The organism is Pseudovibrio sp. WM33, from assembly GCF_001623165.1.
Lineage (GTDB): Bacteria > Pseudomonadota > Alphaproteobacteria > Rhizobiales > Stappiaceae > Pseudovibrio.
This window is the reverse complement of record NZ_LMCK01000084.1, coordinates 60,115-86,827: the sequence shown is the minus strand read 5'-3', so window position 1 is coordinate 86,827 and position 26,713 is coordinate 60,115. Positions and strand designations below refer to the sequence as shown.

Annotated in this window: 27 protein-coding genes; 11 read left to right on the top strand and 16 right to left on the bottom strand. The window is 51.6% G+C overall.

Going from position 1 to position 26,713, the window contains the following annotated elements:
* Position 1 precedes the first annotated feature (1 nt).
* Positions 2–931 carry an EipB family protein gene (locus tag PsWM33_RS14185; RefSeq protein ID WP_082827015.1) on the bottom strand — a complete coding sequence of 310 codons (930 nt, stop codon included), beginning with the start codon at positions 929–931 and terminating at the stop codon, positions 2–4.
* A gap of 306 nt (positions 932–1,237) precedes the next feature.
* Here PsWM33_RS14185 and PsWM33_RS14180 point away from each other — a divergent pair, with 306 nt between their 5' ends.
* The 4 genes from PsWM33_RS14180 to PsWM33_RS14165 all read left to right on the top strand — a co-directional run bounded on the left by PsWM33_RS14180 (position 1,238) and on the right by PsWM33_RS14165 (position 4,434).
* Complete coding sequence (locus PsWM33_RS14180) at positions 1,238–1,705, top strand: RidA family protein (protein WP_063300652.1); 468 nt, start codon at positions 1,238–1,240, stop codon at positions 1,703–1,705.
* A gap of 58 nt (positions 1,706–1,763) precedes the next feature.
* Positions 1,764–2,531, top strand: coding sequence for a glycerophosphodiester phosphodiesterase family protein (locus tag PsWM33_RS14175; RefSeq protein WP_063300651.1), 768 nt, complete (start codon positions 1,764–1,766; stop codon positions 2,529–2,531).
* Positions 2,532–2,542: 11 nt separating this feature from the next.
* A complete protein-coding gene (locus PsWM33_RS14170; protein ID WP_446737452.1) occupies positions 2,543–3,805 on the top strand; it encodes a GNAT family N-acetyltransferase in 1,263 nt (420 codons plus the stop codon).
* 191 nt (positions 3,806–3,996) lie between these two features.
* Complete coding sequence (locus tag PsWM33_RS14165; RefSeq protein WP_063300684.1) at positions 3,997–4,434, top strand: HIT family protein; 438 nt, start codon at positions 3,997–3,999, stop codon at positions 4,432–4,434.
* A gap of 174 nt (positions 4,435–4,608) precedes the next feature.
* Here the strand turns inward: PsWM33_RS14165 and PsWM33_RS14160 are convergent, their stop codons facing one another.
* From PsWM33_RS14160 to PsWM33_RS14130, 6 genes are all read right to left on the bottom strand, one after another.
* A complete protein-coding gene (locus tag PsWM33_RS14160) occupies positions 4,609–5,403 on the bottom strand; it encodes a GNAT family N-acetyltransferase (protein ID WP_063300650.1) in 795 nt (264 codons plus the stop codon).
* Between the two features lie 81 nt (positions 5,404–5,484).
* Positions 5,485–5,832, bottom strand: a complete 348-nt coding sequence (locus PsWM33_RS14155; protein WP_063300649.1) for an AzlD domain-containing protein — start codon at positions 5,830–5,832, stop codon at positions 5,485–5,487.
* Complete coding sequence (locus PsWM33_RS14150; RefSeq protein WP_063300648.1) at positions 5,829–6,593, bottom strand: AzlC family ABC transporter permease; 765 nt, start codon at positions 6,591–6,593, stop codon at positions 5,829–5,831. Before PsWM33_RS14150 ends, PsWM33_RS14155 begins: the two co-directional genes overlap by 4 nt.
* A 155-nt stretch (positions 6,594–6,748) precedes the next feature.
* On the bottom strand, positions 6,749–9,199 hold the full coding sequence (gene clpA, locus PsWM33_RS14145; RefSeq protein ID WP_063300647.1) for an ATP-dependent Clp protease ATP-binding subunit ClpA: 2,451 nt from the start codon (positions 9,197–9,199) through the stop codon (positions 6,749–6,751).
* A 12-nt stretch (positions 9,200–9,211) separates the two neighbouring features.
* Positions 9,212–9,541, bottom strand: coding sequence for an ATP-dependent Clp protease adapter ClpS (gene clpS, locus PsWM33_RS14140; protein WP_057463448.1), 330 nt, complete (start codon positions 9,539–9,541; stop codon positions 9,212–9,214).
* Between the two features lie 674 nt (positions 9,542–10,215).
* Positions 10,216–10,548, bottom strand: coding sequence for a phasin family protein (locus PsWM33_RS14130; RefSeq protein WP_057463379.1), 333 nt, complete (start codon positions 10,546–10,548; stop codon positions 10,216–10,218).
* Between the two features lie 392 nt (positions 10,549–10,940).
* On the opposite strand from PsWM33_RS14130, the gene PsWM33_RS14125 reads away from it, so the two are divergent.
* Entirely contained in the window at positions 10,941–12,398 is a 1,458-nt protein-coding gene (locus PsWM33_RS14125) for a D-alanyl-D-alanine carboxypeptidase (RefSeq protein ID WP_063300646.1), read from the top strand.
* A 21-nt stretch (positions 12,399–12,419) separates the two neighbouring features.
* Here PsWM33_RS14125 and PsWM33_RS14120 read toward each other — a convergent pair whose 3' ends face one another.
* Both PsWM33_RS14120 and PsWM33_RS14115 read right to left on the bottom strand, forming a co-directional pair.
* Positions 12,420–13,151 (bottom strand): J domain-containing protein, encoded by a 732-nt coding sequence (locus tag PsWM33_RS14120; protein ID WP_057463381.1) that lies wholly within the window; start codon positions 13,149–13,151, stop codon positions 12,420–12,422.
* Between the two features lie 119 nt (positions 13,152–13,270).
* Positions 13,271–13,993 (bottom strand): hypothetical protein, encoded by a 723-nt coding sequence (locus tag PsWM33_RS14115; RefSeq protein ID WP_063300645.1) that lies wholly within the window; start codon positions 13,991–13,993, stop codon positions 13,271–13,273.
* Between the two features lie 271 nt (positions 13,994–14,264).
* Here PsWM33_RS14115 and panC point away from each other — a divergent pair, with 271 nt between their 5' ends.
* Entirely contained in the window at positions 14,265–15,107 is an 843-nt protein-coding gene (gene panC / locus PsWM33_RS14110) for a pantoate--beta-alanine ligase (RefSeq protein ID WP_063291747.1), read from the top strand.
* 105 nt (positions 15,108–15,212) lie between these two features.
* Here panC and PsWM33_RS14105 read toward each other — a convergent pair whose 3' ends face one another.
* A complete protein-coding gene (locus PsWM33_RS14105) occupies positions 15,213–15,584 on the bottom strand; it encodes a hypothetical protein (protein ID WP_153039949.1) in 372 nt (123 codons plus the stop codon).
* Between the two features lie 84 nt (positions 15,585–15,668).
* A complete protein-coding gene (locus tag PsWM33_RS14100; RefSeq protein ID WP_057463384.1) occupies positions 15,669–16,115 on the bottom strand; it encodes a DUF1489 family protein in 447 nt (148 codons plus the stop codon).
* Between the two features lie 146 nt (positions 16,116–16,261).
* Between PsWM33_RS14100 and PsWM33_RS14095 the strand changes: the two genes are divergently transcribed.
* The 3 genes from PsWM33_RS14095 to PsWM33_RS14085 all read left to right on the top strand — a co-directional run bounded on the left by PsWM33_RS14095 (position 16,262) and on the right by PsWM33_RS14085 (position 19,328).
* On the top strand, positions 16,262–16,786 hold the full coding sequence (locus PsWM33_RS14095) for a TetR/AcrR family transcriptional regulator (RefSeq protein ID WP_063300643.1): 525 nt from the start codon (positions 16,262–16,264) through the stop codon (positions 16,784–16,786).
* Positions 16,786–17,874, top strand: a complete 1,089-nt coding sequence (locus PsWM33_RS14090; RefSeq protein ID WP_063300683.1) for an alcohol dehydrogenase family protein — start codon at positions 16,786–16,788, stop codon at positions 17,872–17,874. Before PsWM33_RS14095 ends, PsWM33_RS14090 begins: the two co-directional genes overlap by 1 nt.
* A 737-nt stretch (positions 17,875–18,611) precedes the next feature.
* Complete coding sequence (locus tag PsWM33_RS14085) at positions 18,612–19,328, top strand: DUF599 domain-containing protein (RefSeq protein ID WP_063300642.1); 717 nt, start codon at positions 18,612–18,614, stop codon at positions 19,326–19,328.
* Here PsWM33_RS14085 and PsWM33_RS14080 read toward each other — a convergent pair.
* The gene (locus tag PsWM33_RS14080; RefSeq protein WP_193778400.1) at positions 19,253–20,431 is read right to left on the bottom strand and encodes an adenylate/guanylate cyclase domain-containing protein; all 1,179 of its coding nucleotides are present in this window, start codon (positions 20,429–20,431) and stop codon (positions 19,253–19,255) included. The genes PsWM33_RS14085 and PsWM33_RS14080 overlap by 76 nt on opposite strands.
* Before the next feature lie 379 nt (positions 20,432–20,810).
* On the opposite strand from PsWM33_RS14080, the gene PsWM33_RS14075 reads away from it, so the two are divergent.
* Positions 20,811–21,413, top strand: a complete 603-nt coding sequence (locus PsWM33_RS14075; protein ID WP_063300640.1) for a thiamine phosphate synthase — start codon at positions 20,811–20,813, stop codon at positions 21,411–21,413.
* Between the two features lie 126 nt (positions 21,414–21,539).
* Here the strand turns inward: PsWM33_RS14075 and PsWM33_RS14070 are convergent, their stop codons facing one another.
* Positions 21,540–22,154, bottom strand: a complete 615-nt coding sequence (locus tag PsWM33_RS14070; RefSeq protein WP_063300682.1) for an ATP-dependent Clp protease proteolytic subunit — start codon at positions 22,152–22,154, stop codon at positions 21,540–21,542.
* A gap of 366 nt (positions 22,155–22,520) precedes the next feature.
* On the opposite strand from PsWM33_RS14070, the gene PsWM33_RS14065 reads away from it, so the two are divergent.
* Positions 22,521–24,602, top strand: a complete 2,082-nt coding sequence (locus tag PsWM33_RS14065) for a putative bifunctional diguanylate cyclase/phosphodiesterase (protein WP_208994563.1) — start codon at positions 22,521–22,523, stop codon at positions 24,600–24,602.
* Here PsWM33_RS14065 and PsWM33_RS14060 read toward each other — a convergent pair.
* From PsWM33_RS14060 to PsWM33_RS14050, 3 genes are all read right to left on the bottom strand, one after another.
* Positions 24,594–25,013, bottom strand: coding sequence for an ACT domain-containing protein (locus PsWM33_RS14060; RefSeq protein WP_063300681.1), 420 nt, complete (start codon positions 25,011–25,013; stop codon positions 24,594–24,596). The genes PsWM33_RS14065 and PsWM33_RS14060 overlap by 9 nt on opposite strands.
* 166 nt (positions 25,014–25,179) lie before the next feature.
* Entirely contained in the window at positions 25,180–25,920 is a 741-nt protein-coding gene (locus tag PsWM33_RS14055) for a VCBS domain-containing protein (protein ID WP_063300638.1), read from the bottom strand.
* A 350-nt stretch (positions 25,921–26,270) separates the two neighbouring features.
* Entirely contained in the window at positions 26,271–26,696 is a 426-nt protein-coding gene (locus PsWM33_RS14050; RefSeq protein ID WP_063300637.1) for a VOC family protein, read from the bottom strand.
* Positions 26,697–26,713: the final 17 nt, after the last annotated feature.

Here is a 26,713-nt window from a genome sequence, read left to right as displayed (position 1 = left end):
ACTAACGCAACTGCTCTTTCTTGATCGCCCCTGCAAACGGTGCACTCACTTCCTCTTCAAGCACCACTGAGCTTCCGCAAGTACTGACATGCACCATAGGCTTCAGGTCCAACTCAACCAAAGCACCTTCCAGTTCAAACACCCCATAATTCAGGTTCATGCTTCTGGAGACCCCATTTTCATGAAGTACTGTCCGTAACTGGTAATCCGGCATCCGTTCACCGCGCGCACCATCGCTTAAGTTGAAGTAGGCAATAGAAACCGGCCAGGCATCTGCATCTCCTAGTGCGTTCGGCAAGGAAAGCTGATCAGAGCGCTGAGACAATGGATCAGCCAGTTTGCGACCAACAACGGTGGTTGCCTCAAACAACTGCTCACCGGTGACACTGCCATCATACAACTTGGAAACCATAAAGTGTTGCCCACCCGCAGCGCCATCAATCACGCTGTGCAGATGCTGCAGCGGGAACATGATGGAACCATCAAAGCTCAGCTTCTTCTCATCCGGCCCGCTCAAATCCACGTCCACTTTGGAACTTTGATGCTCCGCAGTGCCTTGTGCCTGTTCCGCCAGAAAATCATCGATGAAGGTTTTGTAGGCAAACGAAAGTTGAGAATTGTCCGGCGATTCAAAATAGGTACTGCGCAGGTCCGTGATCGTCTCCTGTCCCTCGTCATCAACACTCATCACCACAAAGCGCAGGTCCACAGTAAATCCATCACAAACAGAACCGGATAGCTCATAGACCATACGCCCGTTCACATCAGAGATGTCCGCTCCATTTTGGGCACTCGACAATCTCATGTCGTAAACGGCTTTGTGAGGCTGAAGATCGGCGGCACTGCTCAACGAGGGAAGCAGAAGAGAACTCAAAGTGAGGGAAGAACCTGCAATCCCGCAAAGACAATGTCCCAAGCGTAGTTTCAGCATAAAACCTCCGATCATGTCGGAACAAAAGACACGTGGGCATGCCTCTCTTCCATCGTTGAAGAGTGCATAAACGCCACCGCCAACGCAAACATTCCGCCAAGGAAATCAGTGCTAGGGTAAATCTTTCAAATTAGATACACGTTTCCCACGTAGACAACGCCCCATGCACCCTTGCAACCATAGTGATTCTAATGTGAGTCTGCGCCTCACCTTGCAGACCACGGCTTCGTGAAGAGATAAACTCTTGAGTTTTCGTGGATTTGCATCACTTATTGCAAAAGATCATTCCGACCGGAGGGAAAACGAATGTCTGATACAATCAAGCAGAATCTTGAGAAGCTTGGCGTCACACTGCCGGAAGCCGCTGCTCCTGCTGCCAATTATGTGCCTTTCGTAAAAACCGGAAACCAGCTTTTCATCTCCGGCCAGCTACCAATGCAAGATGACAAAATCGCAAAAACCGGTAAGGTTGGCGCTGACCTGAGCATTGAAGATGGTGTGGAAGCAGCACGTCTTTGCGCAATCAATCTGCTGGCACAGGCAAAAGCTGCCACTGGCGATCTGTCTAAAGTGGTACGTCTTGTGAAAATTGTTGGCTTCGTCAATTCCAATGGCGACTTCGGCGACCAGCCAAAAGTCATCAACGGTGCATCAGACTTCATGGTTGCCGCCCTAGGTGATGCTGGCCGTCACGCGCGCTCTGCCGTCAGCGCTGGAGCTCTGCCATTCAATGCAGCTGTTGAGATCGAAGCAATTTTTGAAGTTGCCGACTAATTCTGCTCTGATCCTCAGAACATCTCCCATTTATTGAAGAAGCAAGTTCGAATAATCCATGCAAGATCTATCCTGGCTCACCGCTCGCCCGATCGCTCACCGTGGCTTCCATAACAAAGAAGCAGGCATTCTTGAAAACACCCCATCTGCGGTCAAAGCTGCTGTCGAAAACAACTTCGCCATTGAAGTCGATCTGCAGGAAACCAAAGACGGTCAGGTCATCGTATTCCACGATCCAAACCTTGAGCGCCTGACACACAGCGAAGGCAAAGTCATCGACTTCGATCTGGCTGACCTGCGCAACCTCTCCATGCGAGGCTCCACTGATCCAATGTGGACCCTGCAAGAGCTGCTCGATCTGGTCGACGGCAAGGTGCCGCTGGTTATTGAAATCAAAACCCTGAACCTTGCAGAAGGTCAGGATGAGTTCATTAAAACCATTGCCAAAATCCTCAGCGATTATAAAGGTCCGGCAGCAATAAAATCCTTTGACCCGAAGATGCTTCGGACCATGAAGGATGTCGCTCCGCAAATCCCGCGCGGCTGCATCTCCATGACCACCCTGAGCGAGAACGATCACCTGCACCTGACAGAACACGAGATCGAGAAAATCTCCTGGATGGTGCACATGGCAGGCACAGACCCGCACTTCGTCTCTTTCTTCGTAAAAGATCTGCCAGCAGATGGTCCAAGCTTCCTGCGTGAGTTCTATGGCCTGCCTGTCATGACATGGACCGTTAGAACCAAAGAAGATCGTCTTAATGCAGCCAAGCACGCAGACCAGATCGTCTTTGAAGGCTTCAATCCAGACGAAGATCCACTCTAGGACCTATTGATTTGCCAGTACCACCATCACCAATTCTGAAAGTTCTCTCATCATTAGATGAGATACCCAGCACCGACTGGGACGCACTGGCAAATCCCGGCACACCGCCGATCCTTTACGATCAACAGGATTGGATCGATTCACCTGAAATAATCCAATCCACACCAGACTTGAAAACTGAATCAACTTCTCAAGTTTCCGAATTTAACCCAATGCTTTCACACGCTTTTTTACAAGCGCTGGAAGAAAGCGGATGTGTAGGATGGGATGCAGGCTGGATCCCACAGCACATATGGTGGGAACAAGACGGCAAGCCCCTCGCAGCGATCCCGACCTATGCCAAAAGCCACAGTCAGGGAGAGTACGTTTTCGACTATGCATGGGCTGAGGCCTTTCAGCGTGCAGGCGGAAACTATTATCCTAAACTGCAATGCTCCATTCCGTTCACGCCAGTACCGGGACGTCGCCTCTTAATCTCACCAGAGGCCAACCGGCCAGAAACGGTCAAGATCCTCACCACAGGCCTGAAAGAGCTGGCAACACGCATCGAAGGCTCATCAGCTCATCTCACCTTCCTCACTGAGCAGGAGTGGAAGGAACTGGGCGACGAAGGCTTCCTGTTACGCACAGACCAGCAGTTCCATTGGGAGAACAACGGCTACAGCGATTTCTCCGAGTTTCTGGAGGTCCTATCCTCCCGCAAGCGCAAAAGCATCCGTAAGGAGCGTAAGACCGCGCAGGAGAACGATATCGAAGTCGAATGGATCACTGGCCCCGATTTACAGGAAAGCCACTGGGACGCGTTCTTTGAGTTTTACGTGGACACAGGCAATCGCAAATGGGGCTCGCCTTATCTCAACCGGGAGTTCTTCTCGCTCCTCAGCGAAAGACTGGCGGATCATACTTTGCTCATCATGGCAAAGCGCAATGGCCGCTATATTGCTGGCGCGCTTAACATGATCGGCGGCAACACCCTGTATGGTCGCAACTGGGGTTGCATCGAGAACCACCCCTGCCTGCATTTCGAGATTTGCTATTACCAAGCCATTGAGTTTGCGTTGTCGCGCGGCCTTCAACGTGTTGAGGCAGGTGCACAAGGAAGCCACAAACTGGCACGCGGCTACATGCCCAACCTCACCTATTCCGCCCATTGGATTGCACACCCTTCGTTAAGGAATGCAGTCGCACACTATCTGGATCAGGAGCGCCAAGCCGTTCTGCATGAACAGAAAATCCTGTCGGAACACGGACCGTTTCGCCAGCAGGGCTCCTAGAACCCACATTAAGACACCACCTCAAGACTCTGAAGAGACTCACAAATCTCACCAAACTTGAATCAGTTTCTTAAGTCCATTCAGGTTCTCAACACCTACCAGATCGCAACACATATTTCTTATTGGGAATTCCGCCGTGAATCGCGATATGTATGGGCCCAAACATTTTTGAGACCACTGAGGATCCTGTAATGACCAGCTCCGCATATGATGAACACAACATCTTCGCCAAAATTTTACGCGGCGAACTGCCTTCCGAGAAGGTCTTTGAGAACGAAAATACAATTGTAATCATGGACATCATGCCACGCGCTGATGGCCATGTGCTGGTTCTGCCTAAAAACGGTTCCCGCAACATCCTCGACATTGAAGAAGCTGACCTTGCAGCTGTCGCAAAGACGGCCCAGAAGATGGCCCGCATCCTCAAGCAAGCCTTTGCTGCGGACGGCATCACCATCCACCAGTTCAACGAAGGCGCTGGCGGACAAATGGTGTTTCATACCCACTTTCACGTCATCCCACGCACCGAGGGCATCTCTCTACGCCCACACACTGGCGAGATGGAAGACGGTGAAAAGCTCAAAGCAAACGCAGAGAAAATTCGCGCAGCTGTTGCGGCTCATTCCTGATCATTTCAAATGAAACAACCTCGCGCATTCCCACCAGACTGCGCGAGGAAAAGTCGATTCACTTGAAACGACCGACCTTCCTGATCTGCAATTTTGAATCTAATTACAACGCACTAGCCTGCACGCTTGAATCAAATTTTCAAGGCACCCAGAATTTCGATTCATCTGAAATGATCAGACAGGTTCGATAGACACTTTCTCATTCAGTGCTTTTTGCATGATCTTATCGAAGCGGGAATCCATGCAAACGCTCACGTCCGTCGTCACAAACTTCCCGCTCCAATACAGCGAGAAAATCGTGGCAGGTGTCGGCGCCCTCTGCGCCTTTTCCAGTGTATCCAGATGAACGATCTTGAGCGGTAACCCACGCTTCTGGGCAGTCTCTTTCAGGTTCTGCATCACATGATGATCCGTGAACGGACAGCGATTGGAATAGTATGCAACCAGCCCCTCCTCATTAGGTCCAGCACCTTTTTGAGCGGCTTCAGAAAACGATGCAGAACCAGTCTGTCCATCAACACCAAGCCGCAACAGCTCGATACCATCCGGCGAGGTATCGCAGACCTCAAAGCCTTGCCGCTTGAACCATTTACCATCTGAGAGGAAGGGCACCTTCTTAGCGCCAGCAATTGTCACCAGCCCCGTTGCTCCAGCCTCACGCGCAGCCTCTATGGCCTTGGCCAGCAACGCCTTGCCATGACCCTGCCCTTTGTATTTGCCGGAAACCCAAAAACAGTTCACCAGCAGGTGTCCAGGCGCAACCACAGGCGCCCAGCCAGCTTCCGCCGGACCAAATTCAATGAACACCTTTGCGCGCTCATCCAACCGGATAAATTGATAGCCTGAAGAGAATTGCTGGCTCAGCCAGTCCTTCTTCAACTGGTAGCCCTGCGCACATTTTTTGTCCGAGATTGCACAGCAGATATGCTCGTCGCAAATCGTCTGCTCATTCAATGCAATATAAGTCATCGTCAGCTCCCCAGTCGCTAACTTACGTTAGAGCGAGAAACAATGATCAGCAATGCGTGCGATCAAGCTTAGCAAGATCCGTTAAATCAAAAAGGCCCAGCCACCAATCAGCACAAACTCAGCTGAGATAATCCCGGCCATCAGCCGGTCGTTAAGAAGCTTGTATCCAACAACGCCACTAGCCACCGCAGCAAGACGCAGCCATACAGGCACGTCGCCCAGCACACCTTCAGGAAACAAAACCAATCGCGCGATGATGCCAGCAATCAACGCCGTCGCAACAGCCCGCACCCATGCGAACAAAAGACTGTCCTCTCGCAGCTTGCCGGAGGCAAACACACCAATCCAGCGCCAGCACTCTGTCGCCAGAAAGCCTGCAACAAGGATCATCACATAAGGCCACCACCAGCTGCCATAAACCTCACTCACAGCTCGGCCCTCCGTGTTGCAAACAACCAGCCTACAAAGGCAACTGTGCCCCCCACAAATCCGGTCAGCAGCAAATCAGCACCCGGAAAGAAGTGATAGAAGACAGGCCCGAGAATGAGACCCAAAATGAGCGCGGCCTTATCACCACTCGTACGAGAAGCCTGATACATGGAAAACATGAAGTAGATCGGTGTCAGCAAAACCAGACCAGCCGCAATCGGACCTTCTACCGCTGGAAGCACCATGTAAGACAACGCGGTCGAACACAGCACCACAAAATGCACTGTGGACCCAAACCCGGCAAAGAAGGGCAAACGCGCCGCCCTTGGCATGCTTGGCAGGTTGCGCATGGCAAACACCCACGCCGTCACAGCCACGAAGTGGGACACAATCAGCATGTGCCACGTCTTAGTTCGCTTCCCATCGCGCAGAACAGGCATCAACGCCACGGTCATCGGCATCAAGCGCACAGCGGAAAGAGCAACCGCAATCGCAGCGGAGATCAATCCAGCCCCGGCACTCATAGCACCCGTCAAAACAACAATGCTTGGCAACGCCCACATAAACAGGCTCATCAAAAGCACTTCTGTAAGCGTGAGCCCAACTTCGCGGGCCAGCGAAGTAAACCCCACAAAAGCCATCATCAAAATAAGTGTCGGGAGGCAAAACGCGCCCTTAGCTCCTTGGCGGAACCAATAGGCACCTCCCTCAAATTCCGAAGGATCCACTCCTTCGTCAATATCCATGTCTGAACTGGTCATTTAAGAACTCGGAGGCTCACGAGAAAGAAGAGCCTTTGGGGAAGAAGAAACGCAATCTATTGAAGCTGCATAAACAAACCTACACAAGACTACGTAGCTCCACCATACAAAAAAGCCGGAGCAGATGCTCCGGCTTTTTCTCAACTATCAGTGCTTTAATCCGCAATCGGAATACCAGGAACATCACCACGCTTGGTGGCATCAGCACCCCGGCCCGTTTTTGGAACAACAGACTTACCCTTGCCTTTGGCAACCGGCTTTTTCTTGGCAGCCTTCGCCTTAGGTGTCGGACGATCCTCAACACTCTCAAGAAGCAGCCCTTCAAGGTCCTCAGAAACGGAGACCTTAACAGTCCCGCCCTTCTGAAGTTTGCCAAACAGAACCTCATCAGCCAGCGGCTTCTTGATGTGCTCCTGAATGACGCGGCCCAGCGGTCGGGCTCCCATCAATCGGTCGTAGCCTTTCTCAGATAGCCAGGCCACAGCTTCAGGTGTCAGTTCAAAGGTCACGTTACGCTCTGCAAGCTGAGCTTCCAGCTGCATAACGAACTTCTCAACCACACGATGAATAACGTCACTATCCAGATTTGCGAACGGAATGATCGCATCAAGACGGTTCCGGAACTCCGGAGTGAACATCTTGTTTATTGCATCCATATCATCGCCATCACGGTCAATGCGATTGAAGCCCATAGGAGCTTTCGCCAGATCAGCCGCACCAGCGTTGGTGGTCATGATCAGGATCACATTGCGGAAATCGACAGACTTACCATTGTGGTCCGTCAGCTTACCGTGATCCATAACCTGCAACAGAATGTTGAACAGATCAGGATGAGCCTTCTCGATTTCATCCAGAAGCAGCACACAGTGCGGATGCTGGTCAACAGCGTCCGTCAGCAAGCCACCCTGATCAAAGCCCACGTAACCTGGAGGGGCACCAATCAGGCGAGAAACCGTATGACGTTCCATGTACTCTGACATATCAAATCGGGTCAGCTCAACACCCAGTGTCGATGCCAGCTGGCGCGCAACTTCCGTCTTACCAACACCGGTTGGTCCGGAGAACAGATAAGAACCAATTGGCTTATCCGGTTCACGCAGGCCTGCACGGGCCAGTTTGATGGACGCAGACAACGCTTCAATCGCCGGGTCCTGACCATAAACAACGCGCTTCAGACTATCCTTAAGGTTGGACAGAACTGCTGCATCATCCTTGGAAACAGACTTCGGCGGAATCCGCGCCATGGTCGCAATGGTTGCTTCAATTTCCTTCAGGCCGATTGTCTTGCGACGTTTGCCCTCTGGCAGCAACATTTGCGAAGCACCAGACTCATCAATCACATCAATCGCTTTATCCGGAAGCTTCCGGTCAGCAAGGTAGCGAGAGGACAACTCGACGGCCGCCTTAATCGCATCATTGGTGTATTTGATGTTATGGAAGTCCTCAAAGTAAGGCTTCAGCCCTTTCAGGATTTCAATTGCATCTGGAATGGTTGGCTCGTTCACATCCACTTTCTGGAAGCGACGCACCAGTGCGCGGTCCTTTTCAAAGAACTGGCGATACTCTTTATATGTGGTGGAACCGATACAACGGATCGTACCGGATGCCAGCGCAGGCTTCAGCAGATTAGATGCATCCATCGCACCGCCTGAAGTTGCACCCGCACCAATCACGGTGTGGATCTCGTCAATAAACATGATCGCGCCCGGATAATCTTCGATTTCCTTGACGACCTGCTTCAGACGTTCCTCAAAATCACCGCGATAACGAGTACCTGCAAGCAGAGATCCCATATCCAGCGCAAAAATCGTCGCGTTTTTCAGCACCTCAGGCACGTCACCAACAACGATACGGCGCGCAAGCCCTTCAGCGATCGCTGTTTTACCAACACCCGGATCACCCACATAAAGCGGATTGTTCTTGGCACGGCGACACAGGATCTGAATGGTCCGCGAAATTTCTTTCTCACGCCCGATTAGCGGATCAATTTTACCGGAAAACGCTTTGTCATTGAGATTCTGACAATAAGCCTCAAGAGCTTCTGTTTTCCGCTTTGTTTGGTCAGAAGAACCACCAGATGGAGGTTGCGGCATGCTCACATTAGGGTCAGCGCCACTATCGGATTCTTCTTCAGCACCACGTACCCGACGTGGTTCAGACAAGCCAGCCCGTTTTGCAATACCATGGGAGATATAATTGACAGCGTCGTACCGTGTCATTTCCTGCTCTTGCAGGAAGTAAGCAGCATGGCTTTCACGCTCAGCAAAAATGGCGACAAGAACGTTGGCACCAGTCACTTCTTCACGCCCGGATGATTGAACATGAATGACAGCGCGTTGAATGACACGCTGGAAACCGGCGGTTGGTTTTGAATCATCATCCCCGTCAACGACGAGGTTCTCTAGTTCAGTATCAATATATTCGACAATGCTTTTTCGCAGTTGATCGAGGTCCACATTGCATGCACGCATCACCGCAGCAGCATCCTGATCATCAATCAATGAAAGCAGCAGATGCTCCAGGGTCGCATATTCCTGATGGCGCTCATTAGCAAACGCCAAAGCTTGATGGAGAGCTTTCTCCAGACTGCGAGAAAATGACGGCACAGGCGCCCCCTATTACTTTTTCTCCATTACACATTGCAATGGATGTTGGTGTTTTCGGGCGAAATCCATAACTTGTGTGACCTTTGTCTCGGCCACTTCATAGGTGAAGACTCCACACTCCCCTACGCCATGATGATGGACATGGAGCATAATCTGCGTCGCATCTTCACGATCCTTATGAAAGAACCGCTCCACAACGTGGATCACGAACTCCATCGGCGTAAAATCATCATTGAGCAACAACACGCGATACAAACTGGGCCTTTTTGTTTTTGGCTTAGGTTTGGTAACGGTTATCGTCCCGCCATCATCGTCATTATCCAGGTCGAAATCGCTGCTCATTTGTTCTCTTTGTCCCTCCATGTATAACGCAGAGGACTTTATAGTATTTAAACGTACCCCCTGCGAATTCAAGGGATATGCATTTTCATAGGGCACACCAACAACTCCAGAAAAATCAAACAGCGTTTCATTTTCTGTTTCATTATACACCGTAAGCATAAGATTATCTCCCCTGAGAACACTCATTGCCTGTCGCTGGTCTCTCATTCACACTCTCGCTACAGCATCTGCGCTGTCTTTTCGCTCTGGTTTACAGACTTGCTGGCGCCAACGCCCCGCACCCGGCGGCATCAGCAGCCTCCCGAATGTACCTGCCAGATCAATCAATTGCAGACATTCAGGACACGCGAAGCCTTCTCTTTCATTGTTAGTACTGATTATTCCCCAAGCAAACTGGAAAATGCAAACCAATAAGAAGAGAAAACACTCAGACTATCCGAAGGGTTAAACCCTGCTCCCAACGTAAGATGAGCATATTCGGGCCATTCTGCGGACCCAAACACGCCCGCCAGAATTCAGGATACTGAATCACAATGTTTTGAGAGGGCCTTGAAGAAGAGAGATAGGTTGTCTGAAAATGGAAACAACCAGGGCAATCTATTTAAAACACGCAAAACCAAAAAGCCCGAAGCGCTAACGCACCTCGGGCTTTCAATCTCAATTATGCCAGTAGATTACTTGGCAGCTTTAGACAGCATACCCTCATAGGGCTTATAAGCGTCCTTAGCGATCTCAGCGTACATTTCGCCGATTTTAGTTGCCTGACCGACCATGCTTTCGTAGCTCACTTTGGCAAAATCTGCCTGAGCTTCCATAGCCTTATCAAGAGACTTGGCGCCAACAACTTTCTCCATTGCTGCGCTGCTCTCTTCCATTGACTTCTTAGAGTAGTCCGCAACCTCAGCAGAGATCGCCTGCATGCCCTTGGAAAACGCGCCGAAGCTTTGCATAGCTACGTCCATGTTATCTTTTCCAAGCTTCTGCATATTCTCAAATCCTGTGACCATGAAAATTACCTCATCAATTGGGCGGCGCCGGTATTTCGATGATTAGGTTTTTGTCTCTTGGGGAGCAAACGCCACATTTCTAAACTTACGCAGCGATATTATGCGCTGCACAAATTTTGTCAACTTTTATTTTGCGCTGCAATATCATGAAAAGACAGGGGCGTAGCCACAAACAAAAAACGGATAAAAACAATATTTTTGCAATCTGCCTTATCGTATTTACAGAATTGTAACCGTAATCGCATCATTCTGGGTATGACGCGAACGGGGGAGTCACCTGCGCCGCATTTTTAGCGGCTGAGGCTTTCTGAACACACCTCCGCTAGCAATGAGAGAATTTATTTAGTACAGAGCGCGTAAACCGCCATTATTGCTCACGGGGCGAAAAGAACATGGGTCTGCGTAATTTTGGGCCATTTGGGCGCCTAAAAAAGGCATTGGGACAAGCTGTCGGCATTCTTGCCGTATCCTTAGCAATCGCTACAGCTCCGACTGTTGCCCAGGCAAATTCCAAATATGCTGGTATTGTCGTTGATGCAAAAACCGGAAAGGTTTTGTACGCCAACAACGCCAATGCACGACGCTACCCTGCGTCCACCACAAAGATCATGACACTTTATGTGCTCTTTGAGGAACTGGAAGCTGGCCGCGCCACACTAAATACTAAAATGAAGGTCTCCCGCTACGCAGCAGGTCGCCCACCAACAAAGCTTGGCTTGAAGGTTGGCGGCTCTTTGCGCGTTAAGGATGCCATTTATGCACTCGTTACCAAGTCCGCAAATGATGCGTCGACTGTGATTGCAGAGCATATCTCCGGTTCTGAAACAGCATTTGCGCGCCGCATGACGCAGACGGCCCGTGCGATTGGCATGCGCAACACCACCTTCAGAAACCCACATGGCCTGCCAAATTCCAAGCAGGTGACCACCGCAGCAGACCTCGCTCTGCTGGGCCGCGCGATTCAGGATCGGTTCCCGAACTATTATAAGTACTTCAATACCCGCTCTTACACTTACGCCGGCCGCCGCATGGGCAACCACAACAAGTTGCTCGGTCGTGTCCGTGGTGTCGATGGAATCAAAACTGGTTACACCAACGCCTCCGGCTTCAACCTCGTGACCAATGTTAAACGTGACAATCGCCAGATTGTTGCTGTGGTTCTGGGTGGCCGCACCGGTAAAAGCCGTGATGCGCAAATGGTCAAGCTGATCAGCCAGTACCTGCCAAAAGCATCCCGTGGTCGTCGCACCACGCCGATGCTCTACGCAGGAACAACAAAACGCTACCAGTTCCCAAAAGTTGCTCCGGCTATTCCAGTTGCCAAAGCAGGCACTCCAGCTGGAAAACAGCCGACGCTGCTGGCCTATGCCAACGCGACTGGCACAAAACCGAATTCGAAACCATCTGATCCAATCGCAAAAATGCTGGAACATCAGGCCACGGCCCCTGCTCCGGCACCGCGTAAGGACCTTGTTGCCAATTCACTGGCCGCCCCTGCTGTTTCTGCTTCGGCAAAACTGCAGCAGCCAGCGAAAGCAGCTGCACCATCTTCCGCTCCAATTCAGCAGAAGATTGCAAGCCTGAAGCCAGAGGACATCGACACCTCCGGCTGGCACATTCAGATTTCTGCGACCGACAGCCAGGATAAAGCAATCAAGATCCTGGAAAATGCGCGCGCTGCGACAGGGGCCACCCTGCGTAACAAACGCATTTACACAGAGCCGGTCAAATCTAAGAAACAAACCCTGTACCGCGCGCGGTTCATCGGGTTTGAAACCAAAACAGCAGCCTGGGATGCTTGTGCCAAACTCAAGAAGGCCAAGTACTCCTGCTATGCCGTCTATCAGTAACTCGTATCAGTCACGGTGAGTCTAATGTCTGTTGAGAAGCCGATCCTTCGCCTCGTTGAGTTTGGAAGCCAGGAAAGCAGAACCCCCACTATCGGGGTGCAATCGTTTAATCAGCCTGCGGTGAGCAGCACGGATGTCTTCCACGGAGGCTCCCGGCGCAAGTCCAAGAACCTCGTAGGCCTCCTTCTCAGTCAGAGCGCTCGAGCTCGACGTGTCTCTCTGCCCCGCTGTGGAATCCGCGTGGAAGTCTACACGCCAGTTGGAGAGCCTGCTATCGAGGTAAGCTTCGAGTAGGGCAACGCTGTCGCCGTCCGGCTGCACGTCGCGCCAAAGCTGTTTGAGCTCTGCAACCTGCAAAGAACTCAGCGCGCGGCCAGCAAAGGAACCGGCAAGCACTTTGCCCTCCAGCTTCTTGCTATCATGATCCAGCTCCATGTGGAGAAATCTGGAGGAGATATTGGAAGTCTGACCGGCACTCTTGGAGGCACCACCCAGTCCTCCGAAAGGGAATCCACCGGGAAACTTGAAACTCTGCGCAGACCCCCAACCCAAAAGGGACAGCGCAAAGGCCGCAAGTGGCAGCGCAATAACGTATCTGCCAGTGACGGCAAGAAAAGCGCAGAATGCCAGCAGCAGTCCGCCAATCAGCATTTTCAAAACTTCTTTAAGTTTTGCCGGATTTGACTGCGTCAGCCACTTTGCGAAGAAATAGAGGATGGCAAGCACCAATCCTCCCATGACCAAATAGCCCATTTAGTACCTGACATGTATTAGGCGCATTCCCCAAAAGTGGTTCCGGTTTCCGGATCAGAATACGCACAAAATTAGAGAGCTCGAGCGTGATGCGTGAATGTAAATAAACGCGGCGTGCTCTAGCTAAGGTGTTCTATCAAGAATTGAGCACCTTTATGCCCCGATTGCTCAAGGCGCTCAAGGGCCTGTCTGCCCCCGGCGGAAAATGTTGCAATCGCAGCCAGCAATCCACGCAAGCTCGCAGCAGATCCGTCATCAAAGTTCAGATAGACCCCGTTGCTCAAACGAGCGATCTCGCGATACGCCCGCTCCGCCAAGATGTCCTTGCCTTCCTGAAACACAAAAACCGGCACGCCCAACAATCCAAGCTCCCCTGCCTTATCGCAGACCAGATCAGGATTCTCCTCCATACAATCGCCAATATAGACAACTGCCTGCACCCGCTTTTTCCGCGTCTCAGCCAGGGCGTGGTCCAGCACCTTGCGAATCTGTGTCCGTCCGGCCTGCACGCGAATCTTACGCATCATCCCGCCCAGCTCTTTGGAATTGCTGACCCAGCGCGAAGATTTACACTCACCATACCCGCGAAAGAACACCAACTGCACATCAAGCGACCCAACCCGGCCCGCTTCGATGAACATCTCTTCCTGTAGATGACAAGCCTGATCCCACGTGGGCTGCCGACTCATTGTGGCATCCAGCGCAAAGATCAAACGGCCCCGCTCATCCCCGGCAGGCGCTGCAACCGCGTCTTTGGCAGCCTCCAGAAAGTTGGAAAGATCACTCTTGCTGTCTGCAGGATTGTTTAAAGATCCGGATCTTTTGGAGAGCTTGTCTGACATGGGCGTACCTGTATTCACGTCACAAAGGATTACGAAGGCATTTTATTCCAACAACTTAACAATTATTGGGACAGATTGGTTATTTCGCTCGCTAAAGACCAATACCCACTATTGGTGCAATGAGAATAATCACAAAATCTGCTAAAATCAGTTATATCAGTTTCTGCTTGCAATTGGGTTCAACAGTTTCTGGGCAAACCCATTACCAACAACAGATAAAAACGCTGCAAAGCAAAGAAATTAAGGGATGAGGTCCCACATGGAGACGCCTATGAGAAATCTCCCAGACGTATACCGTGGTGTAGACGACCTGCGGGCTGCACTATTACCTCTGAGACGAGAAGGCAAAACAATCGCTCTGGTTCCAACCATGGGGGCACTGCACGCAGGCCACCTGTCTCTGGTCGAAAAGGCCCGGGAACATGCGGACATCGTGATTGTTTCAATCTTTGTGAATCCAAAACAGTTCGCGCCGGGCGAAGATTTCGAGAGCTACCCAAGAACGGAAGAGACCGACCTGCAAAAGCTGGCGGGCTACGACGTGTTTGGCGTCTTTGCTCCAAATGCGCGGGAAATGTACCCGAACGGCTTTGCCACATCTATTCAGATCGAAGGCCCGGCCCTTGGTCTGGAAACAGATCACAGACCGCACTTCTTCAACGGCGTGGCCACAGTGGTGGCGAAACTGTTGCTGGCCGTTTTGCCAGATGTCGCTGTGTTCGGGGAAAAAGATTACCAGCAGCTGCGCGTCATCAAGCAACTGGCCAGAGACCTGCACCTGCCAACCAAAGTCATCGGCGCTCCAACCGTGCGCGAAGAGGATGGCCTCGCCATGTCTTCCCGCAATGAGTATCTGGATGATAAGGAACGCACGACAGCCAGAACAATTTCTGAAACACTGCAGACTGCGCGCAATGCACTCCATAACGGTGAAAACTGGATTGAAGTGCGCAAGAAAGCCCTTGTTGTCCTCAAGCTCTCAGGATTTGCGACAGACTACTTCGAGCTGCGCCACGGCAAGCATCTGGGCACACCCATCGACGCCAAAGGTGCCCGTATTCTGGTCGCCGCCAAAGTTGGCGATACCCGCCTGATCGACAATATCGAAGTATAAAACGACTCTCCGGGCGAATGAATGCATTTGCCCGGAACCCTACCGCGTCTCAGAAGCTTTCAATTCGCATCTTACTTTGAGAACAGCTTGCCCGCACAAGGCATCCTAAAAATACCCGACATAGCTCAGATAAGCACCTATTGCGGTAAAAGCGGTGCCTGTGGCGAGAATTCCCCTCTTCCCCATTTGCTGTGACTTTGTCATGTAATCCGGAATGACAATAAGACTTGCCCCCTTCAGCACGGCAGCAGCTCCAACCAATGTTACGAGAGCGCCGGCCATGCTGGACACGTTGAGATGGTTGGCAAGCACAACCATACCAACCACAAAATGCACAGCACCAGACAGATTGAGCAAGATCGGATTCGCATCTGATTGGGCAGCAATCATCCGCTGGTAAAAACTGCTGGAAATAAAGAAGCCAAGACCTGTCACGAAAAGATACGGCCCGGCAATCGATGCGATAAGCTCGGTCACAGCATAGTTCTCCCGAACAGACAGCCACATGCCGTGTTTATCTCATCCAGCCTTTACAGATGCAAGCCGCAAAAAAGAGACCGCTTAGATCAGGCAAAGCTCCTGCAACTCGCGGCGCATACCCTCTGGCATTTCGGCAAGTTGATCCCCATCCAGCATTGGCCCGCTCACATCCGGCGGTGCATCTGACACTTTCAGATACCGCCAGCCCTGAAAGGCACGGCGCGGCTGCAGCTGTGTCTGGTGGAGGAAAGGCTCCATCACAAGGTCACAGCGCTTCTTGCCGGAATCATCCTTGTGCACGCGGATATCAATCAGTTTCTGGCGAACCTGAACATTGCCTTTGATCACCCAGTACAGCGAACCACCATCCAGCAGCTCGTCAATGCGAGTCGGCACCATACGAGTGGTATGGATCTGCTCGTCACTCAAACCGTGTGACAGCGCCAGAATCTGTCGCTGTTCAATGTAATTCCGCAGCTGGTCAACGCTTTCCACGCCAACACAGAGTTTCACCAGATGTAACGTCATAGCGCTCAAATAGCAGGAAGCTCTGGCTTTTTCCAGTCATAGCAGCCCCCATAGCTAACGCATTGCACAAACATATCGGTGATCGCGCAGCCACGCTCTCCATTTTCTAATTTGACTCGGTAGAATGATCGCTCTACCAATTAATCATGACTGATCTTGAACATTCCATCTGCACGGGCCTGGAAGGCGTCTTCGCAACGCGCGGCTTCACAGCTCCCGGCGTGGCAGAACTCAAGCGCGGCTCCAATGTGAGCCTGCGCACGCTCTACAAATACTTTCCCTCCAAAGAGCATATGATCATCGGCGCACTGGAAGTCCGTAATCAGCGCTACCTGTCCTTCCTGAGTGAGGCAGCAACACAGTCCCCTGATGATCCACTGGAGAGCATTCTCCGCACCATCGAACATTGGATGGCAAACAACGCACCACACGGTTGCATGGATCAGGCGGCTCTTGCTGCCTATCCAGACAGCGCACTCGTCAGAGAATGCGTCACACGCCACAAGCAGCAAACCAAAGATCAGCTGGCAGCTCTTCTCGGCCTTGTGTCCAATGCTGGAGAGCTCTTCATGATCCATGAAGGCATCGTCTCAACCTACCCCCTTCACGGATCCACTGTCTTCACCTGGGCCAAATCCGCAATTCAGTCACTCACTCAGAAAGCAACATGATGAGCACCCTCCCCACCACAATGACTGCAGTAACGCTCACCGGGCACGGCGGACCGGACATGTTGGAGCTGCGTACAGACCTGCCCTTGCCTGCCATCGGCTCTGAAGATGTGCTGATCGAGGTTCTGGCAGCAGGCATCAACAACACAGACATCAACACACGAAAAGCATGGTACTCGCGTCATGATAATCAGGCAGAAGATGCCACATGGTCATGCGAACCACTCCAGTTCCCCCGCATTCAGGGCATAGACGTGTGCGGACGGGACGTCGCGGCAGGCGCTAAGGTCGATCAGGTCCTTCTGGGCAAGCGCGTACCGGTGGAGCCCTGCCTGCAATATGCCAATGGCAAAAAGCTGGAGTCTCCATGGTTCATGGGATCAGAGTGTGATGGCGGCTTTGCTGAATTTGTTTCAATCGATCACCGTCACGTCTACCCAATCCAAAGCCAGCTGAACGATCTGGAGCTGGCATCCTTCCCCTGCTCGTATTCAACCGCTGAGAACATGCTGACACGCGCCAACCTCAAAGCCGGAGAGACCGTTCTGGTGACAGGGGCCTCAGGAGGCGTTGGCTCAGCGGCCCTCCAGCTGGCACGCGCACGCGGTGCAAACGTCATCGCCATCTCCTCCACCTCAAAGACTCAGCTGCTTCAGGAGCTCGGAGCAAGCCGTGTGCTGGATCGCAGTGATGATCTGATTGAGAGCCTTGGCTCCAACAGCATTGATGTGGTGGTTGATCTGGTCGCCGGCCCGCAATGGCTAGACCTCCTCGCCATTCTCAAGCCCAGGGGCCGCTATGCAGTCGCCGGAGCGATGGCTGGCCCTATCGTAGAACTGGATGTCCGCACACTCTACTTGAAAGACCTGAGCTTCTTCGGCTGCACCGTGTTGGAACCCGAAGTCTTCGGGAACCTTGTTGCTCACATTGAAGCAGGCAGCATACAGCCTCTGGTCGCGCAAACCTTCCCGCTTGCTGAGATTGGCAAAGCACAAGAGGTTTTTGAGCAAAAGAAGCATCTGGGAAAGATTGTGCTGGCAGTCGCAGGCGATTGCTCTGGCGAGAAAAACGCACGCAATCTGCCCTAGCGTCCATTACGTGACAAAAAGCACATTATCGATTTTGAAGTTACACTAGAACCAGCTCAAAGAAAAAAGGGATGCAGACGTCACATCTGCATCCCTACCAAAATCCGCGTTCAAGCAGTTATCTTGGGATTAACTGCCGGCACCTGCAAATACATAAAGCAGCGCCATAACGCCGCCGAGGGTTGCGACAGTCCACACAGTGAACCCCCAGCAGGACTTCTGAATTTCGTGATCCATAAAACACCGTTTAATGGTTGATACACGTGCGCCGAGGAAACCCCGTCAGCACAGGGCGCTCGGAATATCCCTTCCGTGATCAAAGCGCAACAGCAAAATGGCAAAATTTGGCTTGGCAGACTGCCACACCTTACTAGATATAATTCATTACTCATTCACCAGTCAGATATACCTACACCATAAAAACTCATAGCTCCAAAGAGTTAGGGCTCATTAGAATTAATAAAATTATCGATAACCATAAAAAAATTCACTCAAAATTTTTATGCAAAAATTCGTTCAAAACTCGACTTTATTGAGAATTGGGTACCTTACAGGACAACTCAAACTCCATTTTTTGACCATTCTGAGTCTGTTTTCACGCAACTTTGCCGGGTTCACACAGCCGCATATCATGCGCGCCCACTAGCCCCTCTCCGCAAATCATGCCAAACATAAACCTGTCCGTTTCCATCAAAATGGGCTCATGTCCGGACTCAGGCTTAAAAACAGAAAGACCAATGCTTCAGATCCAGTTTTCCAACTTCATTGCCATCCTCGTCTTCGTCTCCTCATGGGGCTTGTACAGCTGGCTGGCCTATCGAAGCCGCTGGTCAAAAAACACGCTCTCTCATGCCATGGATGCGTACCGTTACCGCTGGATGCGCGCTATGCTCAAACGAGAGGTCCGCATTGCTGACACCAATATTGCGTCCGGCCTGCAGCAAGGCACCGCATTTTTCGCCTCAGCCTCCCTTCTGGCCATCGGTGGCACGGTCACTTTGCTCAGCGCAATGGACGAGGTCACCGCCCTCGCCCGCACGCTCGACCTGCCATTTTTGGATGACCCAATACAGAATGAAGCCAAGACCTTCGGTTTGATGATCATTCTGGCCTACGCGTTTTTTAAATTCGGCTGGGCTTACCGCTTGTTTAACTACACTACCATTGTCATGGGCTCGATCCCGGATGATTGCCATGAAGACAATGAAGAGGCTGTTGAAGCATCACTGCGTGCAGCACGGCTGGCAACCCTCGCGGGCCGCCATTTCAGCAACGGCCAGCAAGCGCTCTTCTTCGCAGTAGGTTATCTGGGATGGTATGCAGGGCCGTTCGTGTTCATCGGAACGACCCTGATGGTGACATTGGTGCTGCTGCGCCGTCAGTTCTTCTCAAAGGCGAGAAAAGCCGTGTTACCGGGTCCAAATACACAAGACCGCGTCAACTCCGGCGCTTGATAAACTTTCACCGGTGTGGGGAAGCCCTTAAGCGGATATGTCCCCACATAGGTATCCTCACAACAGCTGAGAACTTCCGCAACTGTCTGCGAAATCAACATTTCCTGATTAAGGCGCTTTGAAAGGTCGGCAATCCGTGCGGCCTCATTCACCACAGGTCCAACAACCGTAAAGTCCAGTCGCCGCTGACCACCAACATTGCCAAAGAACACACGCCCTGAATGCACGCCCATACCAACATGGATGGCAGGCAAATCAGGAAACCCGCGCGCATTCACAATCGTCAGATCCGCCATGCTTTCTCGCAGTGCCGACATGGCTTCAAACGCCGCTATTCTGGCGCTTTGCTCATCCGTATAGGGAAACACCGCCAGAACTTCATCGCCGATAAACTTCAGGATCTCGCCGCCGTGCTGCTCAACCCGCGACGTAACAATGCCAAAATACTCGTTAAGCAGCTGCAACAAGGCTTTATCTGTCAGGTAATTTGAAAAGCCAGTAAAGTTGCGAATATCGCAAAACGCCACAATCGCGTTGATGTGTTCCCCATCTCCCCGCCGTATCTCACCATTCATCACCCGCCGTCCGGCACGTGTTCCAAGATAGGTGTTAAGAATGTTCTCAGAGGCCTGCCGGGAATTAAACAGCTCACAAATCAGCGCAAGGGGAGCAGTGATCTGCTCAAACACGCTGATATACTCATCCTTGAAACCGTCAGCCGCACGCGAGGCAAAAGCCAGCCCATGGACCTCACCATCCGAGAACACCATGGGGACTGCAACGTAATCCGTGTACCCTTGCTCTTTAAGCTCCTGAACAACCTTGAGCCGGTCATACTCATCATGATGTCCAAACTTATGCCGGATCAAATGCCCGGCTTCGGTGGACCGTTTCCAGAGGCTTTGATTGTAGGACTCACTCATCTCAGGTGTGTGCTGAAAGTATCGCACACGCGGGCCAACGCCCCGCTCCCAGATAAGTCCCTCACCATGATAGTTCGGATCCAGAATAGAGATACCCGTAGAGATCCGGTCCACCTCCACGCCTATATTCTGCAAGTGTTCGCCCAATGCCGCAAAGATACGACAGGGACGCCCCAACATTTTTGCGTCCTTGGACAGCCATTCCATTAAATCGCAGAGGGAAAAAGACTCACTACTAGACATTTACACCCCAGAGACGAGCGGAGAAGAAGACCACGTAAAATCACCACACTCGCAAGCAAACACGGCAAAAATTCCAATATTTCTTATCATTTACTTTTCAACTCAGACATTTACAGGAATCCCATCAAGAAACTCTCGCCTTTTTTGCTAGACTTTCTCCACAATTCAACACACGCACAACGTGTAAATGCTTCAAATTTTAGAAATTTGTAGCCAACAACCTGATCAACTCCTATTTTCGCTCAAAAGTATGAACGCAGCACGCATCTGGTGATTGTCCATCCAATCACTGCGCTTTTAACCGAGAAACCCTGCAATGTTAGATCGCTTTTATTTGATCATCGATGGCACCCAATGGCTGCCACGTATCCTTCCTCTTGGCGTCAAATGTCTCCAACTCCGCATCAAAGACAAGTCAGAGGATGAAATCCGGTCGCAGGTCCGGGAAGCAAAACAGCTTTGCGACAAATCCGGCACAGTGCTTATCGTCAACGATCACTGGCAAGCCGCCTACGACGCAAACGTGGGCTATGTGCATTTAGGACAGGAAGATCTGAAAACCGCAGATTTCCGCGCACTCCGTTCCGCAGGAATCTACTACGGTGTTGCCACCCATGATGAAGCCGAGCTCGACACAGCTCTGGCACTAGATCCTGAATATGTGGCCCTTGGTCCAATTTACAATAGCGCAACAAAAGAAATGCGCTGGCAGCCTCAGGGTCTCGAAACACTCAAAAGATGGCGTACGCGCACAAGTAAACATCTGGTCGCCATCGGCGGCATCACTCTGGACCGCGCCAGTCAGGTCTTTGAAAGCGGCGCCGATTCCATCGCCACCATTTCCGACGTCATCAACGCGCCCAACCCAGAACACCGCACCACCCAATGGCTCCAAGCCTCCCAAAACTGGCAGCGGTAGAAGCACACTTCATAACGCGTCGTCTCTTTATATAAGGAGAGCGAACTTGCCCGTCACTCATCCTGACCCGGGCAGCAAAAAAGGCAGCCAAACGGCTGCCTTTTTCAAATTCCAGCAAGCAAGGTACTAGCCAAGCTCGGAGACGTTGTTGATGACTTTACCAACAAGACCGTACTCGATGCCCTCTTCCGGGCTCATCCAGTAATCACGGTCGGTGTCTTTTTCAATGCGCTCAATCGGCTGACCAGTTGCATCCGCAAAGATCTGGTTCAAACGATCACGCATCTTCAAAATTTCTTTGGCCTGAATTTCGATGTCAGTTGCCATACCGCCGGCACCACCAGATGGTTGGTGAAGCAGGAAACGTGTGTTCTTAGTGCAGGAACGACGTTCTCTAGGCACTGACACATAAATCAGAGCACCAGCGCTCGCGACCCAACCCATACCAAGAATGCGAACTTCCGGCTGAATGAACCTGATCATGTCATGGATCATATCACCGGACTCAACGTGTCCACCCGGAGAAGAAACAATAACGGTAATCGGGTCGCTGCTAACCTGGGAAAGCGCAAGCAGACGGGAACAGATTTCCTGGGCCATCTCTTGAGTCACAGGTCCTGTAATCAGCACTGTACGCGCATCAAAAAGATGCTTGTCCACCGGGATGGACTTGTCAGGATTCTTTGGCGCGTCTTCATCACCTTCGAGGCGAACTGACGTCGAAGCACAAATGTCCGTCATGCGAATGACATGCTCCCTTATATTAGCTACCGCCCCACGCGGCAGACTGTGATCAAACATAACTAAAAGATACTGCGGCAGACCGCAAACACGCAAAGTCATAGCCTAACAGAAATTCCCTAGGAAAAAGAGGGCGTTCTCCCCTCACTTTTGATAGGCTCTTCGGAAAGCCGCCGTTTCTCCACTTAAAATCAATGCATTATGCACATTTTCAGTTCCTTTGTTCCAACTTAAAGACAAAGGAATAACGTTTTAATAACCTTGCAACTCACATAATCGGTAAAAATAACAATCTACCTATCGCTGATATAGACATGCAGGGGATGATGTCTAGTCCTTGGACACAGCACAAAGGGATTTTCGGGTTTGACTGGTTATACTGAAACGCTAGATGCCAACGTCCAATATCATTCGCCTGTCCCGGCGGAAGACCAACGGGCTTTTGCGCGCGTGGATGTTCCCATGTACATTATTGATGTCAGCCAGACCAAGCTTGTCTGGGCAAATTCTGCGGGCCTGTCCTTCCTGGGCCTTAGCCTGCGCGATTGTATAGACCCCTCCGGAACCTTCAGAATGGACCTGCCTGCGCCGTTCGATGACCTCTCCTATCAACGCCAGCTTCATTCCTATCTGAGCCGGGTCACGGAAGAAGGCCGCATTACAGAGTGCATCACCGTAATTCCAAACTCCCAGCCGGTCTCTGTGTATTGCTCTATCTCCCCGCAGCCATTGATCACGGGAAACCCTGCACTTTTGGTGCAGGTCATTTCAGAAGTTGGCAACGAGCCTGAGCAAGTCCGCAGCGCGCAGGTGCTGCTTTACACCACATCCATGATCAGCATGTTTGATGAGAACGGCAAACTCATCTTTGAAAACCCCGCAAGCCGCCTCAACCGTCCAGACGGCTGCGAAGACCTGATCAACCGCATGTGCAACCGCCGCGATTTTGATGCGCTGCTGGATGAACTGCGCAAAACAGGCAGAGCGAATCTGGTCTCACTCATGCACTCCTCTCAGGGAGAACGCTGGTTCGATCTTAACGCCCGCAGTGGATACGATCCTTATTCCGGCTCCAGAGCCATTCTGCTCAGCGCCACAGATGTCACCAAACGCCTGAAAGCAGAGCACGAAGTCCGCTATCTGGCCCACCATGACACCCTGACAGGATTGGCCAACAGATCCTTTCTTGAGATTGAAGCAGAACGCTATCTGGATGAAACCCGCATCAGTGGTAATCCCGGTGCGCTGATCTTCATTGATCTTGACCGCTTTAAAACAATCAACGACACCCTCGGCCATCTGGTCGGCGACGACCTGCTCGTCGTCATCGCCAAGCGCCTCAAAGAGGTTGTTGAAGGCATAGGCTTTGTGGCGCGTCTCGGAGGGGATGAGTTCGTAGTCCTCATTGCCAACTTCGCAGATTACGACCTGCTCGACGACATCAGCCGCGAAATCAGAACCGCCCTGTCCAAGCCCTGCAAAGTGCGCGGACATATGCTGCAGGTGACCCCATCCATTGGCGTGTGCACCTATCCCGAACACGGCGTTGATCTGGACACGCTCATGCGTAAAGCGGATCTCGCCATGTATAAAGCCAAGGATCTGGGCCGCGACCGCATCTGCTTCTTTGATGTATCCATGTCCCGCGAAGCTGAAGAGCGTGTCAGTCTGGAAACAGCACTGCGTCAGGCTCTGCGCAATCAGGAGCTGGCCGTCCACTATCAGCCGCGTGTCTGCCTCACAACCAATCGCATTGTGGGAGCAGAAGGCCTGCTGCGCTGGCACCATCCAACGCGAGGCCTTGTATCCGCCGCCAGCTTCATCGAGATCGCTGAAGAAGCGGGCATGATTGATGAAATCGGAGACTGGGTGGCGCGCGAAGCCATGCTCCAGCAAAAACAATGGGCATTGTCTGGCCACGACATCGCAATCTCAATCAATCTGTCTCCGGCACAGTTCCGGCGCGGACGTATATCCCAGCGCCTGCACCGCATACTGATTGAGACCGGCGCCTCTGCCAGATCAATCCGCCTTGAGATCACCGAAAGCGCTCTTCTCAGTGATGCCAATGAAACCCTGAAGGAACTCACCGCACTCCGCGATCTGGGCTTTACGCTGGAAATTGATGATTTTGGAACCGGATACTCAAACCTGGGCTATCTCCAGCGTTATCCGGTGACAGCCCTCAAGATCGACCGCTCCTTCATTGCTGACACCAAACGCTGGCCAATCGTACAAATGATTGTGCAGATGGGCCGTTTGCTGAACCTGACACTGGTGGCAGAAGGCATCGAGACACGAGAGCAGCTCCGCCAGATCCAAAAACTGCAGTGCCATGAGTATCAGGGATACTTGTATTCCCCTGCCGTCTCCCCGCACACCTTCGAGTGCCTGCTCAAAGGGCAGCAAACCGTCACGTCTCCCCCCACAGTCGGTGCCTTAGCTTAACCCAGCTTTCGCGGAGCGGCTCAGCTCTTCCAGAGCAGACAACGCATCCTCGGCCCTTTCTTCCGGCACAAAGATGTGGTCGTGATAATAGGCAGCCACAACATTGGCAGAGATCCCCACATCTGCCAGTGCCTTGGAAAGCGCTGCTGTCAGCCCCACAGCCTCCAGCGAACTGTGAACCGCAAGCGAAATACGCCGGAAGCACGGCTCCGTTTCAACGCCAGCCTTACCGGCATTCGTAATGGAAAGAATAGCTGTCAGACCTTCATTTTCCCAGAACAACCCTAGTGGTGAATGCTCAGCCAAGGCTTCAACACTGCCATTGGGAAAGCAGCAAAACACAAAGCTCTCTTCAGAAAGAGAGGCTTCCATGGAAGCGAGAAGTTCTTGCAAATCCAGTCCGCCGCGCATTGTCATACCCAATGGCCCCCTCTCTCAACACTCAAAACATCTCTCTTGTAAGGCCTAGCGTATCCCAATGAACACTCAGGGGAACAAAAAAGCGCAACTTCCGGCAATAAAAAGCCCCACGAAGTGATCCGTCGGGGCTAGTTTGTTTTAGCTTCGCATCAAAGCCTTACACAAAGGCAAAATCATCCTCATATAGATTGGAATGGGTAACACCCTCAGCGGTAAGCGAGGTGTCAAAACTATCCCGCAATGCACCATCAGAGGTTGTGCTTTCTCCCTGTGTGGTGGCTGCTTCGCCCCTACCATTCACGGTCACATTAACTGTTTCTGTAGAGGTCGCGCCAGATTCATCGGTGACCATATAGGTGAAGCTATCGAACCCAAACTCACCCTGATCCAGATCATCAAACTGTCCGTTTGGATCATAGGTAAAGTTGCCATCCTCATTGACAGTCACAGTGCCAAGTGTACCGTCCGTCTCAACGGTAATGGTATGGCTGTCATTGGTATCAGCATCGCTAAAATGAGGTGAAATGACAACAGCACCATCTTCAACGGTACCTGCATACACGGAGGACGCCACCGGTCCGTCATTTTTGCCGGTAATAGTGATACTTACAGTAGAGGTGCCGCTTGCCCCATGTTGGTCGGTGATTGTGTAGGTGAAGCTGGTGGTGGCTGTTTCACCCTCCGCGAGGTAATCAAACTCCGCGCCGGGATCGTATAAAAAAACATCAAACAAACCTTGGTCGGTCAACGTCAACGTCCCTTTCAGACCTTCCGTGTTGAGCGAGGTCGTGTGTGTGTCACCCAAATTCTGATCTTGAAAGATCGCGCGCCACACACCTGGTTGGTTTTCGTGCCTGATAAATTCAGAAGGGAAAGTAATTGGTGCGTTATTGACCATGCTTTGCACTCCAAGTATAAAAAAGTTAATAACAATCTATGAGTGTAATCTTACCTGAAGCTAACCGCATCCCATCTGTTACCATACATATATCAGGGCAAATTAGCCGGGTTTGGAAGACCACGAATAGGCCCATTATCGTGACTTCACAGATGTGAGCGATCCCACCACCACATGCTCACATCGGAGCTCATCTGGCGATGATCTTAGGTTTTCGGTCTTTGCAGCAATTGTTTACTGAGAAGTCTCGCTAGAGGAAAGTTCTGCAAACTTGAAGACAAAAAAGTCATCTGCCAATCCTGAGACTGGAACCACAAAAGGAGATTACATCGCAAAACACGAGACGTGCTCTAATCCTGGTAGTTGGGCCACAGTCCCGGCGTTGCCAGTTCCACCACATTGCCAAACGGATCATGGAAAAACAGGCTCACACCGCCTTGAGGCCATCGCACCTCACTGCTGATCGCAACTTTTTTCTCTTCAAGGTATTCACGCCACTCGATCAATGCACTTCTGGAGATCGCAAATGCAAAATGAGAAGGACCGTCCGTGCTGTGCCCTGGCACCATGCCATAAGGGCTTTCAACATCCTCGCGGCACACACCGCGCCTGAAGACCAGCAGCATCTGATTGGGGCCAACCTCATAGCCATGCATGCGCTCGCCTTCAACAACCCGCCCCAACCCCAAAAACTCACCATAAAAATCATACGCACTGGCAAAATCGTCAACGTAAACGGCAGTTTCGACAATTCCATTAATACCTGGGGCGTCCATTCCTAACCTCCTGATTG